At 68.7% G+C, this 13,279-nt stretch carries 7 protein-coding genes; 1 reads left to right on the plus strand and 6 read right to left on the minus strand.

Annotated elements, in window-relative coordinates; translation table 11 throughout:
* Positions 1-66: 66 nt before the first annotated feature.
* On the minus strand, positions 67-2,421 hold the full coding sequence (locus PLE19_15325) for a HEAT repeat domain-containing protein (GenBank protein ID HPD16323.1): 2,355 nt from the start codon (positions 2,419-2,421) through the stop codon (positions 67-69).
* Positions 2,422-2,428: 7 nt separating this feature from the next.
* Positions 2,429-2,737, minus strand: coding sequence for a hypothetical protein (locus PLE19_15330; GenBank protein HPD16324.1), 309 nt, complete (start codon positions 2,735-2,737; stop codon positions 2,429-2,431).
* Positions 2,738-3,153: 416 nt separating this feature from the next.
* Here PLE19_15330 and PLE19_15335 point away from each other — a divergent pair, with 416 nt between their 5' ends.
* Positions 3,154-4,620, plus strand: a complete 1,467-nt coding sequence (locus tag PLE19_15335) for a hypothetical protein (protein ID HPD16325.1) — start codon at positions 3,154-3,156, stop codon at positions 4,618-4,620.
* 162 nt (positions 4,621-4,782) lie between these two features.
* Here PLE19_15335 and PLE19_15340 read toward each other — a convergent pair whose 3' ends face one another.
* The 4 genes from PLE19_15340 to PLE19_15355 form a co-directional block, all read right to left on the minus strand.
* The gene (locus PLE19_15340; protein HPD16326.1) at positions 4,783-5,790 is read right to left on the minus strand and encodes a terpene cyclase/mutase family protein; all 1,008 of its coding nucleotides are present in this window, start codon (positions 5,788-5,790) and stop codon (positions 4,783-4,785) included.
* 10 nt (positions 5,791-5,800) lie between these two features.
* Positions 5,801-8,026, minus strand: a complete 2,226-nt coding sequence (locus PLE19_15345) for a hypothetical protein (GenBank protein ID HPD16327.1) — start codon at positions 8,024-8,026, stop codon at positions 5,801-5,803.
* A 605-nt stretch (positions 8,027-8,631) separates the two neighbouring features.
* A complete protein-coding gene (locus PLE19_15350) occupies positions 8,632-10,428 on the minus strand; it encodes a PEP-CTERM sorting domain-containing protein (protein ID HPD16328.1) in 1,797 nt (598 codons plus the stop codon).
* 567 nt (positions 10,429-10,995) lie between these two features.
* A complete protein-coding gene (locus tag PLE19_15355; GenBank protein HPD16329.1) occupies positions 10,996-13,266 on the minus strand; it encodes a DUF4838 domain-containing protein in 2,271 nt (756 codons plus the stop codon).
* Between the last annotated feature and the right edge of the window lie 13 nt (positions 13,267-13,279).

A 13,279-nucleotide genomic window follows, 5' to 3' on the forward strand; every position in this document is an offset into this window, starting at 1 on the left:
CGCCGCGCCTCGCATCCAGCCCGCTGACGCCGGCAACGCAGCCCACGGGGATTCTTGGACAGGCTCCTAGGGCGCGTCCTGCCGGAAGTCGAGCGCGCGCCCCTCGGGGTCGGTGAGGCGCACGGAGTAGAGCCACCACTCGCGGTGGTTGAAGGTCTTGATGAGGAAGCGGCTGGGGCCCTGGCGGAGCGTGACCTCTGTCTTCTGTTCCCCCGAGCCAGGCCGTTCGGCGACTTTCACGCCATTGAGCCAGAGGATGAAGCCGTCGTCGCTCTTGACGGTGATGGAGGCCTTGCTCTCCTCGGGCATCGTGATGTCGGCCACCCCGTAGGCCACTTTGCCGTCAATGGGCGGCGGGTAGAGGTCGTAGAGCGACACCTCGCCGTCAATGCGGCTGGCCTGGTAGCGTTGCCAGGCGAGGCGGCCCTTGGCGTCGGGCACGGCGATGCGCACCGGCGCGCTGTCGGCCAGTTCGAGGAGGCTGGCCAGCACCTGGTCGGCGGCGACGAGGCGCGGGTCAGCCAGCGCCACGTGGTCGTTCTTCGGGCTGGCGAGGGGGTCCACGGCGATCTCGATGGTGGTGCGCTGTCCCGCGAAGGCATCGAGGGGGACCTCGGCGGCCTGCCACCCTTCGGGCTTGGCGAGCTTGCGCTCGAGGAGCTTCTGCCCGTTGACGGAGAACTCGACCACCGCTCCGTCGCTGTCGGCGGCGTCATCCTCGAGCCCCATCGCGGTCGCGAGCTTGAGGCCCTTGGCTTCGGGCAGTTCGAGGCGGAAGGTGGCGATGAGGCGCACGGCGGCGCCGCGGGCGGTGGGCGGCTGCACGAGGAGGGCCCGGCGCTTTTCGCCGCCGCAGGTGGCGTCGCCCACGCGGAAGGTCGCCGTGGGGTCGGCCGCGATGGCGTCGTAGTCCTTGGCGAAGTCCACCTCGTACTCGGGGAAGTAGGCCGGACCGAAGCCGCGGTTGCGGCTGTCGTAGGGGAAGGGGCCGATGAGCATCCAGGACGTGATCATTCCTTGCGCGTGGGCGATGCGTCGGCGCACCGCCTCGTCGCCCACGTGGGCGAGGGCCTTGGCGGCGTACTCGCGCTCGTCCTTGTCCTTGCCGCCGAGGATCGGGGCCAGCAGGGCGACGACCTCCGCCAGGTCGGCTGCGGGCACGCGCTCGCACAGGAGGTCGGTGGCCGCGCGTCGGATGGCCTTGTCGCCCTGGCGGATCGCCTCGGCGAGATACTGCGGGAAGCCCTCGGCGGGCGCGGCGTCGGTGAGGTTGCGGATGGTGCGGAAGGCGGCCACCCGCACGCCGTGGTCGCGGTCGAGCAGGAGGGGGCGGAGGAGCTTGAACTGGTCGGCCTTGGCGCACTTGCCCACGCTCTCGACGGCCTTGCCACGCACCTGGGGCGAGGGGTGGCTCAGGTAGCGAGCGAAGAGGTCGGCGTAGCGGTCGGGGTCCAGCGCGGCGAGGAGCTGGAGGGCCTCGGGCAGCACCTCGCGATAGGCATCGGCCGGCTCGCGCACGAGCGCGGCCACGCCCTCGCAGGCCTCGCGGGTGGGCCGGAGGGCCAGCACCCGCAGGGCTGCGCCGTAGCACTCGCGCCGTTCTCCCCGCAGGGCCGCCAGCATGGGCAGGAAGAGCGCGCCGGGTTCGAAGGCGGCCAGCGCGCGCTCGCAGGCCACGCGCACGCCTGCATCGCCGTCGGCGGCCATGCGGCCCAGCAGAGCGGGGATGGCCTCGGGCACGATGGCCTTGGCGAGAGTCCGCGCCGCCTCCACCCGCACGCCGGCGTCGCTGTGGGCCAGGAGGGCGATGGCCTGCGCATGCGATTCGGGGGTGGGGATGTAGACGAGCGCGCGCGTGGCGTGGAGCGCCAGTTGCGGGTCCTTGTCGTCAAGCAGCGGGCGCACAATATCCCACGCCTTCTCGCGGCGGACTCGCGCGATGGCGACGACGGCCTGGCATCGGACCTCGGGGGCGGGGTCGTTGAGGCGCTGGACGATGGTGGCCTCGGCCTGGGGGGTGGCGAGGATGCCGAGGGCCTCGACGGCCGCCGCGCGCAGCTCGAACGCCGCATCGCCTGCGCGGGCCTGGGCGTCGCCGAGCATCTGGTCGCCGAGCAACTCGGCCAGGGCGACGAGCGCGCGCCCGCGCACCCACGGGGCGTCCTTGCCCGCGAGGACGGCCTTGAGCTGGGGCGCGGCCTCCTTCGCCTTCCAGCGGGCGAGTTGGCTCATGGCGGCCCACTGGAGGATCCAGTCGCCGGACCGGACGTCGTCGAGAGCTTGCTCGATGGCCAGGGGGGTGGCTGCGCCGTTGGCGCGCGGAGGCTCAGGCGGTGCCCCGGCCGAGGCCAGCCCGCAGGCCGCCGCGATGGCCGGCAGCCATGCGGCCCGACGCAGGTGTTTCAGTCTCGCTCCGCTCACACAGTGCTCACTTCGTGTGCCGCGCGGGCTGGCCGTAGAGGCGCAGCACGCGCTTCCAGTACTTCGGGGCTATCTCCACGGCGGCGGCCGGGGGTTGCCCCAGCCTGCGCAGGAGCTTGATGACGTCGAGGAAGGGCGAGAGGCCGTTGTGAAGCAGTACGTCATTTGCCCTGTGCTCGAAGCGCAGGCGCGAGTGCCCGAGGGCCTCGAGCAATGGCACGGCGAAGTTGATCTTCACCTCTTCCTCGCGCTCGCCGATCTGCTCGGGGGTGAGGGTGGCGAGTTGCTTGAGTCGCTCGAAGTCGAGACCGGGCATGTCGCGGCTCCCATCGGCGTTTGCCCCATCATCCATGGGCGGGCACGCGAAGTCAAGCGCAAGCGGCGGAGGCGTCGGCCGCGGGCGGCGGGCGGCAGGCGAGAGAAGCCCGCGGAATATGCGGGCGGATGCGCGGAAGAACGTAGGAAGTGCATACATGCGCGCGGAACATGCTGGCTCAGGCGCTCGGATGTGGGGCACTTCCGCAGATAGTTTCTGCCGCGGCTTCTCGTAGCGACAAGCTTCCCGCTTGTCGAGCAAGTGAGGAGAGCCGCAAGCGGGACGCTCGCGGCCACTTGAAACCACGTACGATTCCGGCCGGCCTCTCCCGTCGCTTGACATGCCTGGCCGCGAGGCATACGATCTCGGCGGTAAGGGGAGCCTGGGCGCGAGGGCGCCACCATATGGAGGCCACGATGGGCAAGGGCCGGTGCGCGGCAGGGTGTGGTGAGCGTGCGAAAGTCGGGCGGCGAGCGTTCCTCGGCGCTGCGTCGGCCGTGGCCGCGCTGCTGCCGCTGCGCGGCTCGGCGCTTGCCGCCGAGGGCGAAGACGCCGGGGAGAAGCCTGCGGGGCCCGGGGCGCGCTGCGTGCCCATCGTGCGGGCGTGCTTCGTGCGCCGAAAGGGCGACTACGGGTTGCGGTGGCCGGGGGCCGTTTACGATGGCGCCGCCGCGCTGCGGAGGTACGCCGAGGAGCTGGGCGCAGCGGCGAAGGAGTTGAACCTGCGCCTCGACCTGCGGGCCGAGCCGCTCTACAGCCAGACGGAGGGGGATGCCTGGGTGGCCGAGGCGGCCGAGGCGAAGCCCGACGGCCTGCTCGTGGTGGTGCTCGACCGCCAGGAGCACGCGTGGCCCACGGCGGGGAAGGCGATTGACACGAAGCTGCCCACGGTGGTCTTCTCGCCCGTGGGCACGTCGTTCACCACGAACACCGCGGCGCCCTCGAGGAAGCCGGGCTGTTTCATCGCCTCGACCGACGACTTCGGCCAGGTGAGGTGGGGGCTGAAGATGCTCGGCGCGGGGGCCAGGATGCGGGCGACCCGCGCCCTCGTCATCGCGGGGGGCAGCGAGGCGGACGCCGAGATGGAACACCTGGGCATCCGCCTCCGGTACGTGCCCGCCAAGACGTTCCTCGATGAGTACGAGAGGACACCGGAGAGCGACGAAATCCGCTCGCTGGCCGAGGACTACATGAAGCGCGCGCGCCGCCTGGCGGGCGCGACGAAGCAGGACGTGCTCAACGGCGTGAGGAGCTACGTGGTGGCGCGCACGCTTCGGGCGCGGGCCGAGGCCGATGCGATCACGATGGACTGCCTGGGCGCGCTGGGCCGCACGAAGGTGAGCCTGCCGTGCATCGCGTGGTCGCGGATGAACGACGACGGGATTCCCGCGGCGTGCGAGGCTGACCTGGGGGCGATGGCCGCGCACATCGTGGTGCAGTACCTGTTCGACCGCCCGGGCTTCCAGCAGGACCCCGTGGGCGAGACGGCGCGCGGGGCGATCATCGGCGCGCACTGTTCGTGCCCCACGCGGCTCAGTGGCTTCGGCCAGCCGCCCGAGCCGTTCGACATCGTGCATCATCACGGGATGCGCGACGCGGTTCCCCGCACCCTGTGGAAGATCGGCCAGAGGGTCACGTGCCTCGACGTCGAGCCCGCGCCCAAGGGCGGCAGGGCGCGCATGCTCATCTCGGTGGGGGAGGTCGTCGAGAACGTGTCGGTGCCGCCTGCCGGCGGCTGTGTGGTGTCGGTGATGGTCAAGTTCGACGGTGCGACCGACGTGCTGGCTTTTCCCGGCTTTCACCAGCTCTTCTTCTATGGGGACTACAAGGCGCAGCTCGTCCAGTTCTGCCGCTTGTTCAACATCGAGCCCGTGGTGGTGTGACGCGCGGGGATTGAGGCGCGCGGCGTCCGTGCCTGGGACCGCGGAGCGGCCGGGGAGTCGCCCCCACGCAGAGCGTAGGGACGAGAGTGCGGCTGTCAGTGAGGAGTGTCTGGATTCGCGTAGATTTGCGTGATTCGCGGCCCAATCCCAACGGGTCTCGGGCTAGCGCTGGTAGATGGGCAGGAAGCGGTAGGGCACGCCGAGGATGAGGATGGACATGGCGGTGCCATAGATGGGGTCGGATTCGCCGCCGTCGCCGAGCCAGGAGCCGTCGCTGCGTTGCTTCCGGAGGAGGGCGTCGTGAATCTTGGGGTACCAGTCCTGATAGTAGTCCTCGCCGGCCTGGTACATGGCTTGGACGGCGTAGTAGTGTCCGTAGTGGTAGAACTTGGTTTTCTCGAACTCCTCCTTGGGGAGGCGGGCGAGGTATTGGATGCCGCGCTTGGCTTCCTTGGTGTCGCGTTCGCCGCACATGAGGAGCGATAGGAGGCCGGCGGCGGAGGAGGAGAGCGAGGGGTCGCGTCCGCCGGGCTGGTAGCCGAAGCCGCCGCTGAGGGGGTTCTGGCACTTCTTGACGTAGTCGGTGGCCTTCTTGATGACGGGGGCAGGGACGAGGATGCCGGCTTCGGCGGCGGAGGCGAGGGCGACGATTTGCATGACAGTGACGGAGACGTCGGCGTCTATGGGCTGGGGCTGGTAGCGCCAGCCGCCTTCGGAGTTCTGGGCGCGGAGGATGATGTTGACGGCGCGCTTGAGGATGTCGCGGACCTCTTCTTTGTTGGTCATGCCCCAGACTTCGGAGAGGGCGAGGGTGGCGAGGGCGTGCTCGTACATTCCCTGGTTGGTGCCGCCGAAGTAGCCGCCGCCTTCCTTGCCGCGCTTGAGGAGCCAGGCAAGGGCTTTGTCCATGGTCTTGGCGTGCTGGCCGTGCTCGGGGAAGTAGCCCTTGAGCATGAAGGCCATCATGGAGAGGCCGGTCATGGCAGCGGGGTAGCGGGCGCCCCAGGAGCCGTCGGGGTTCTGCGACTTGGCGAGGAAGCGGAGGCCCTTGTCTATGGCGGTTTCGGCCTGGGGGCTGAGTTCGGCGACGCCGACTCGCGCGCCGGCTCCGAGGCCCACGCGCAGAGGGAGGGCGATGAACATGAGGGCGAGGGCGGCGCGACGACGCATGGACGGCATCCTATCGCTTGGAGGCTGGACGTGCGGCGTCCTTGGAGAGGGCCTCGTAGTAGCTCTCGAGGAGTTCGCGGTATTCGATAGGGAGCTCGCGCGCGTAGATCTGGAACAGATCGTCACGCTTGCGGTCGCCGAGTGGGTTCCACTTGGCGTCGGTGCGGGCGACATCCTTGCCCTTGGGGTCCGTCTTGTCGCCGAGGGCGCGTTCCTTGTCTTCGGTCTGTTGGGTGGGGCCTTCGTGGGGCATGGGTTGCTGGGTGGGCTGAGCCATCTCGGGCTGGCCGGGCTCGGGCGGGCCAGGCTCGGGTTGGCCGGGCTCGGGCTGCCCCTGCTCCGGCTGGGCCATGGCGGTCTCGAAGGCTTGCTGCGCCTGCTGGAGGGCGGCCTCGGCGGCGGCCTGATGCTGCTGGGCCTCGGGCTGCTGCGCCTGGGCGAGGGCCTCGGCCGCGTGCTGCATCTCGGCGGCTGCCTCGTGGAGCGGCTGAGCGGCCTCGGGCGCGGCCTCCTGGGCGGCCTCGTGGGCCTGCTGGGTGTCGGCCTGGAGGTTCTGCTGCTCCGGCGCCTGCTCGGGGAGGCCCTCGGGCCGCGCGTTCTCGGTGTTCTGGCTGAGCTCCTGCTGACGGCGCAGGAGATCGTTTAGCTGCCGCTGCATCTCCGCTCGGGCCCGAGCCATCTGCTGGTCGCGCTCGCGCGCCCGCTGCAAGGCGGCCTGGGCCTCCTGGAGGGCGTTCTCGGCGCGTTGCTGGGCCTCGGCGGCCCGCTGAGGCTGATTCTGCTGGAGATTCTGGGCCGCTTCGTTCATCGCCTGCTGAGCCTCGTTGAGGGCGTTCTGAACGTTCGGGCGCTGGGCGTTCTCGGCGGCTTGCTGGGCGCGTTCCTGAAGGTTCTGCTGCGGACGGGCGAGTTCCTGAGCGTTCTCGTTGTCGCGCTGACGCTGTTGCGTCTCCTCCCGAAGGGCCTGTTGGTCCTTGAGCATCTCCTGAATCTGGCTCTCGGCGCGCTGGTCGGGTGTCTGAGGAGTCTCGGCTTGAGCGATCTGGCGGTCGAGCTCGTTGATGGCCTGAGCCAGGGCCTCCTCGGCCTTGTGCTGCTGGTCGGCAGTAGTTTCCTTCTGCGCTTGTTCGATGGCCTTCTCCGCCTCCTCCATGCGGTTGTCCGCTTCCTGCATCTTCTCCTGGACGGCATCCTTGCGCTCATCGCGTTTCGCCTCGGCGTACTCCTTCTGGGCCTGCTCGAGGCGGTTCTCGAGGTTGCGCTGCGCGACTTGGGTGTCCTTCTGATCTTGCTTGAATTGCTCTTCGGTCTTCTGTTCGCCCTTCTCGCGAAGGTCCTTCTGGTCCTTCCGGATCTCCTCGAGCTTCTCGCGGAGTTCCTTCTTGGCCTGGAGATCATCCTTCTCGTTGCCCTGAAGCTGCTTCTCGGCCTCGCGCAGGGCCTCGAGCGCCTTCTCCTGCTCCTCGACGGCGGCGACGGGCTTCTTCTCCTCGATCTCGCGCGCGGCCTCCTCCATGCGCTTCTCGACCGGCGTGTCCTTCTTGAGTTCCTGCTCCGCGCGCTCCATGCGCTTGCGGCTCATCGGGTCGGCCTCTTCCTTCACCGCCTCCTGGAGCTGCTTCTGGAACAACTCCGCACGCTGAGCCAGGCGCTCTTGCTTCTCGGCGAGATCCTTCTTCTGCTCATCGGCCTTGTCGGGCTCCTGGAGCACCTTCTTGCCCCACTCCTTCGTCTCGCGCTGGAGCTGCTCCTCCCTGGCAATGAGCTCCTGGAGCTCCCGGCGCAAGTCCTGGATGGCCTGCGACGACGCGGCCTGGAGCAGCACACGCTCGAGCTCCTTCGTCACGATGTCAATCTCCACACCCGCCGCCTGGAGGAACGGCCGCATCGTAGCCAGTTGCTGTCGGGCGTTCTCCAGGTGTTTCGCGGCGTCGGGCACGTGCTGCGTGCTCAGCTTCTTCAGGATCTCGGCGATGCGCAGCAGCTCATCCGCCTTGCCCTCCTTGAGCAGCTCGTTCGACCGCAGGTCCAACACGATCGCTCGGAAGGCATCAATCGTCGTGTCCATGCGCCGGTTCACCATGTGCTGGCGTTCGGCCTCCTGCATGATGGTGTCCGACAGGGCCAGGAACGCCGGATCCTCGGCTGGCTTCGGGTCGGCCGACTCGCCGAAGGCGCTCGGCAGGCAGGCCGCCAGGCAGGACAGCACGATTCCGCACCCGCGTGCAATGCTCATGGCATCACCCCATTCCGTAGACATGGCCGAACCGGAACTTCTCCCACAATTTAGCGCTTCGCCCCCTGCAATGCAACCCCAAATTGGCCCATCGCGCGGGTGTGTGGGGAGGCACCGTTCTGGCGGAAAGGTGCCTCCCCAGACCCCTCCACCAAAGACTCCACTCCTGGGGCGCCTGGCCCGTCGGCCCAAAAAGAAACGCCACACACGGGTGGCGTTTGGGAATCGCTCCACAGAGCGTTGCCTGCGGACGAAAGCCGTCCTTAGCACTCCTCCGGCCGTGGGTACCTTCGCGTTCGTCTGTTCGGTGGGTGACCGCCCGGGCGGCCGGCGCTCGGGTCTTGTGTCGCCGAACGGATACACACTACCCACGCGCCGCTGTGCCGAGCTTCATCCAGAGGCGAACGGCTCACTGTGGTAACAGGGTCGCCGCATCTCGTGGCATTGTCAGGTTGCGGGCATCGGAGAGGGCACCCAGCTATCGCCGTGCCCTGAAACATGCATCAGCCTGTTGGGGTGCGGGCGCAAAGCACCGCTTTCGGGTGACCCAGTGCAAGCTGCTCGCACCACGCGGGCCCGTGGTCTGCGCCAGCCTCGACGGGACTCTACCGCCGGCGTCTTCGCAGCAGGCCCAGACCGGCGAGCGCAAGCACCGCCAGGGTGGATGGCTCGGGAATCTCGCCGTCGCCTCCGCCGCCCCCGCCCTCACCCCGCAGGCGGACGATGACGCTGGTGGGGGTGTACTCGAGCGCGACGTTGAGGCCGAAGGGCGGCCCCTGGACGCTATACCACCAGCTGTCGAAGGCGGAGCCGCCGAAGCCTTGCGTGGCACTGAAGATCTCGAACATGTCGCCGGCCTGGGGCGTCCAAGCCGAGGTGTAGAAGGTCAGCCCCAGGCCCCCGCCGAGGTTGGCGGTGCCCAGGACGTTGACCCGGTCGTGGGTGGTGCCGGGGCCGGGTCCGCCCCAGATGTACCCTGTGCCCCATAGCTCGATGTAGACGCGCGACTCGACGTCGAGCGTCGCGTAGTTCCCGTCAATGGTCAGGGTGCCGCTGTGGTGGGGGTAGACGACTCCGGCGTCGCTCGTGACATGGCCGATGATGGTGCCGCCGCGTAGCTCGCCGCCCAGGAGTTGGACCGTGGGCGCGGTGACGGTGGACGGCGCCTGCACCGCGAGGACGCTGAAGAGGTCGGCGGGTGGGTCGCCGTAGACCACGATGCCGCCAGCGGCCTGGAGGGTGGCGCCGCCACGGACCTGTACGGTGCCGCGGCCGCCGCCTCCGCCGCCGTCGCCTCCAATGTACAGGGTGCCTGTGGTGGTCCACGTGGCGTCGGTGTTGAGGTAGAGGTTGCCGCCCGAAGCCGGCTCTTGGGCAATGTAGCAGTCGCCCACGTGGCTCACCTGCGCGCCCATTTGGCCATAGACGGTGGCGGAGCTGCCTGCCTTGCCGATCGTCAGGAGGCCGTTGAGCGAGGCGGTGCTGGTGTTGCCCTGGACGTAGAGGCCGCCGTAGCTGCCGGGCGCCTCGGCCAGGGTGAGGGAACGCGAGGTGAGATGGCCGTCTGTGGTCACCCATCCGTCGCCCAGGCCGGCTCGCCCGATGACGCAGTCGCCGACGTCGAGGGTCGAGCCGATGCTCGTGGCGAACGCGCCGATCCCGCCCGCCTCGTCGCCCACGACCGTGGTGTTGCTGACGACGCAGGAGCCGCCGCTCTCCACCCGTAGGTTGGCCATTCCCGTGTAGTCGGAGACGGCGCCGATGATGAGGTCCGTGGTGGTGAACTTGCCTCCCTGCACGATCACATCGCGCTCGCCGAAGTAGCTGGCGGGGCCGGCGCCGATGACCGTGGTTCCCAGCACGTCGAGCCAAGTGTTGCTGGAGACCGACACGACGGCCGCCGCGTCGCAGCCCACGTAGAGGGCGCCGGGCGCGGCGAGAGTGCCCACCCTGACCGTGGGCGTCACCGCCCCGCCGCCGCCGCCACCGCCGAGTTGCAGCCGGGCGAACAAGGGGAGGGCCGAATCGTGCTGGTACCCCACCCAGGCCGTCCCGCTGACGGTCAGCGGTATGGTGCCGAGGGGATCGTGCGTGACCTGGACGTGGCCGCTGGCCGTCTGCCCGACGCAGAGGCTCGCGACGACCGCGGGGTAGGCGGAGGGATTGCCCGTCCATGGCAGCACCGTCGCCGGCGCGATCTCGGGAGCGTTCACCGACGCTGATGCAACGGGGCCCGGCGGGCCGGCAGGAGACCAATTGCCGGCAACGAACCAGTCAATGCCACCGGCGCCCGTCCAGGCGTAATCCGCGGGGTCCGGCGCGATCGGGTAGCCGGCCGCTGATACCACGAGGAAGGCGATGGAGATCAGGCAACCCCGTAACACGCTCCCGGCCCGTTCCATGCATGACCCTCCTTCATGGGCTATGGAAACGGAGCGCATCCCTCAGTTGAGTCCAGCACAAGCAAGTCGTGGGCCAGGGGTGGAGGCTCTGCGCGCATCAGGCAGGTTCGCAGTGTATCTTATCCCACTGTCGGCAGTTGCGTGCGTACCGCGAATGGGGGAAAGGGGCCAGAGACCCCGAGGGCGATAGCCTCACGTTGACTCTCGGCAACATGGCCACGCAGTCATCAGTGTCCATGGCTGCCAAGCGCTTATGCCTTGAGTAGTTAGAGCGTGTTGCCATTCGGCAACATTGGGCGAGTGCCTGGAAACATGCTCTGGGCCGATGTTGCGGCGGAGCCGAGGCGGTTGCAGTCTGAACTCTGGCCTGCGCCGAGGGCACAGACTGCGCCTGTGACCGACCCGCGATGCCCCCTCCTGAACGTTCCAGTACGTTCGGGAGGGTAATGACCCCAGCGCTCCCCCTTCCTGTCACCCTCCCGAGTGGATTGCAACCGTCGGGAGGGTGACCTCTGGGGCACCCGGCGGCAGGAAGGAGGCATGGACACGCCTCGGCGGGGCTGGGCGTCACGGCCTCTCGATGAGGAGCACGGGGCGGATGATGCCGCCGAGGAAGAGCTCGGTGATCTTCGAGTGGTCCACGCGCACCGCGACGAGGTTGTCGCCGGGCCTGGCGACCTTGGTGATGTCTATCTCGAAGGGCGCGCGCTTCTTGCCGGGGTCGGTCTCCTTGCCGTTGATGTAGACGATGGGGTTGCCGTCCACCTCGGTGAAGAAGAGCGCGAGTCTGCCGTGCTTCTCGGGCACCTGGAACCGAGTGCGGTACCAGAGGATGGTTTTCTCGTCGGGCAGGCCCTGCGCGTCCAGGGTGTTGGAGTACGTGGCCACGGTCTTCCACTGCGAGTCGTCGAAGTCGGGCTGGGGATAGCCCTTATTGGGGCCGAGTTCGTCGCGGTCGTAGGCGAGACGCCACTGGTCGGGGAGGACGGCGAGCACCTTGGCGGGCGGCGCGGTGGCGGCGGCGCCGGCGTTGACGTGGGCGCCCACGAAGCGCTCGAGGTAGTTGAGGGTGTAGTGGTTGCCGTAGCCCTTCTTGTATTCGGCCTCGTTGCGGGCGTGGAGGGCGTCGTAGAGCTTCTTGGCCTGGGCGAAGTCGCCCTGGTTCATGGCGTTGCGGAGGGCGATGAACTCGGCGGCGTTCCTCCAGCCCTCGAAGGCGATGGCCACGCGGGCAGCAAACCGCGAATCCGGCGAATTGGATTGAGGATTCGCGGGATTCGGGGCATTCGCGGTTTCCTTCAGGGCGGCCTCGGCGGCCTGGTCGAGGAGGGCCTTGGTCCTGGCGAGGAACTCGGGGGTGTAGACCAGGTGGATGGCGAAGAAGGAGCCGGCATGGGCCTTCATCTGGTCGAATGCCCCGTCAACGGCCATCCAGTATTGCTTCATGAGAGGGCCGGCCTTGGGACCGTAGAAGCGGGCGAAGTAGTCGTCCATGATCGCCGCGGCATCGGCGTCGGGGCTGTAGGCGAGGCGGATGCTGAGGTACATGTGCGGGCCGTAGATTTCCCAGTTCTCGAGCGATTCGAGGTTCACGCCGATGCAGCCCTTGGCCTTGAGCCAGGGGATGTCGTGCTTCCAGACGGAGTACATGAAGAAGGGCACGACGCACTCGGCGAGGTTGAAGTTGTAGGTGCGGTAGCCGATGCGGGAGGCCACGGCGGCCCAGCCGTCGAGGAGTTCGGCGAGCTGGGTGCGGCTGGGGCAGCCTGGGTGGCCGATGCGGTGGTAGCGGCAGTAGCGGATGGGGGCGATCCAGACGGCGATGTTGGGCGGCAGCTTTTCCCGGCGGGTGGGCGGCTGCGTGTAGTCGGCGTAGGCGTAGAAGCTGAGGATGGACTCGGGATGCCTGGCGGCGACCTGCTTGCCCAGGAAATCGAAGAAGTCGCAGTAGCGGTTGGTCATGTTCACCTTGCCCGACGAGGGCTCGAGGGAGTTCGGGTCGTCCTGCGCCTTGCAGGCGGGGCATTCGCAGTAGGTCGTGCCGTCGGGCGGCGAAATGGAGGGGTTGGCGGCGCCGCCCTCGATGGCCTTGAGCAGGTTCTCGGCGAAGAGCTTGCGGAGGTCGGGGTTCGACGTGCAGAGCCATTCGCTCTCGACGCGCTTGTCGAGGCGCAGGGGGAAATACTCGGGGTGCTGGGCGAAGAGGTTCTTGCGGACGTAGCCGCCCCAGGAGTGTCCCATGCCCATGCTGAGGCCGCCGGCGCCGTTCCAGACCTTCCAGAGCGAGTGGCCGCTCCACTGCGAGCCCCAGATGGTGCGGTAGAGGAAGCCGGGCTGGTCGGTGATGTCGAGCGTGCCGACGGAGAGGGACCGGCTGCGGGGGAAGACCTCGCCGAGCGGCTTGTCCATGAAGTAGCGGCAGCCGAGTTCCTCGAGGAAGCGGCAGACGGCCTTGACGGTGGCGACGCCGCACTGGCCGGCGAGGAGCACGCGGTCGCCGTCGCAGACGAGCCGCATGCCCTCGTTCGTGGGGCTCTTGATGTCGTCGAGCTTGAGGCCGGCCTTGAGCGCGGCGGCGCCGACGAAGATGGCGGGCTTGCCCGCGGGGGCGGTCTCGGCGATGGGCAGCTCGGCGTCCGTGATCTTCTTCACCCAGTCCACGAACACCCTGGCGGCGGCCGCATCATCCCAGTCGCGGCGGCCGCCCCTGTCGGGGGCTGGGGCCTTCTCGACGACGACGGTGGCGATGGGCTGGCCGTCGCGCACGATCTCCATCGCCTGACCGGCGACCGCTGAGATTGCCAGCAGGCAGGTGGCCGAGAGCTTGAAGCACCGCATGGCGAGATCTCCG

This window comes from Planctomycetota bacterium, assembly GCA_035384565.1.
GTDB lineage: Bacteria > Planctomycetota > PUPC01 > DSUN01 > DSUN01 > DAOOIT01.

Coding starts and splice junctions, on each gene's coding strand:
- PLE19_15340 (HPD16326.1), bottom strand. CDS start 5,790: ATGCGTCGTCGCGCCGCCCTCGCCCTCATGTTCATCGCCCTCCCTCTG.
- PLE19_15345 (HPD16327.1), bottom strand. CDS start 8,026: ATGAGCATTGCACGCGGGTGCGGAATCGTGCTGTCCTGCCTGGCGGCC.
- PLE19_15335 (HPD16325.1), top strand. CDS start 3,154: ATGGGCAAGGGCCGGTGCGCGGCAGGGTGTGGTGAGCGTGCGAAAGTC.
- PLE19_15350 (HPD16328.1), bottom strand. CDS start 10,428: ATGGAACGGGCCGGGAGCGTGTTACGGGGTTGCCTGATCTCCATCGCC.
- PLE19_15355 (HPD16329.1), bottom strand. CDS start 13,266: ATGCGGTGCTTCAAGCTCTCGGCCACCTGCCTGCTGGCAATCTCAGCG.
- PLE19_15330 (HPD16324.1), bottom strand. CDS start 2,737: ATGCCCGGTCTCGACTTCGAGCGACTCAAGCAACTCGCCACCCTCACC.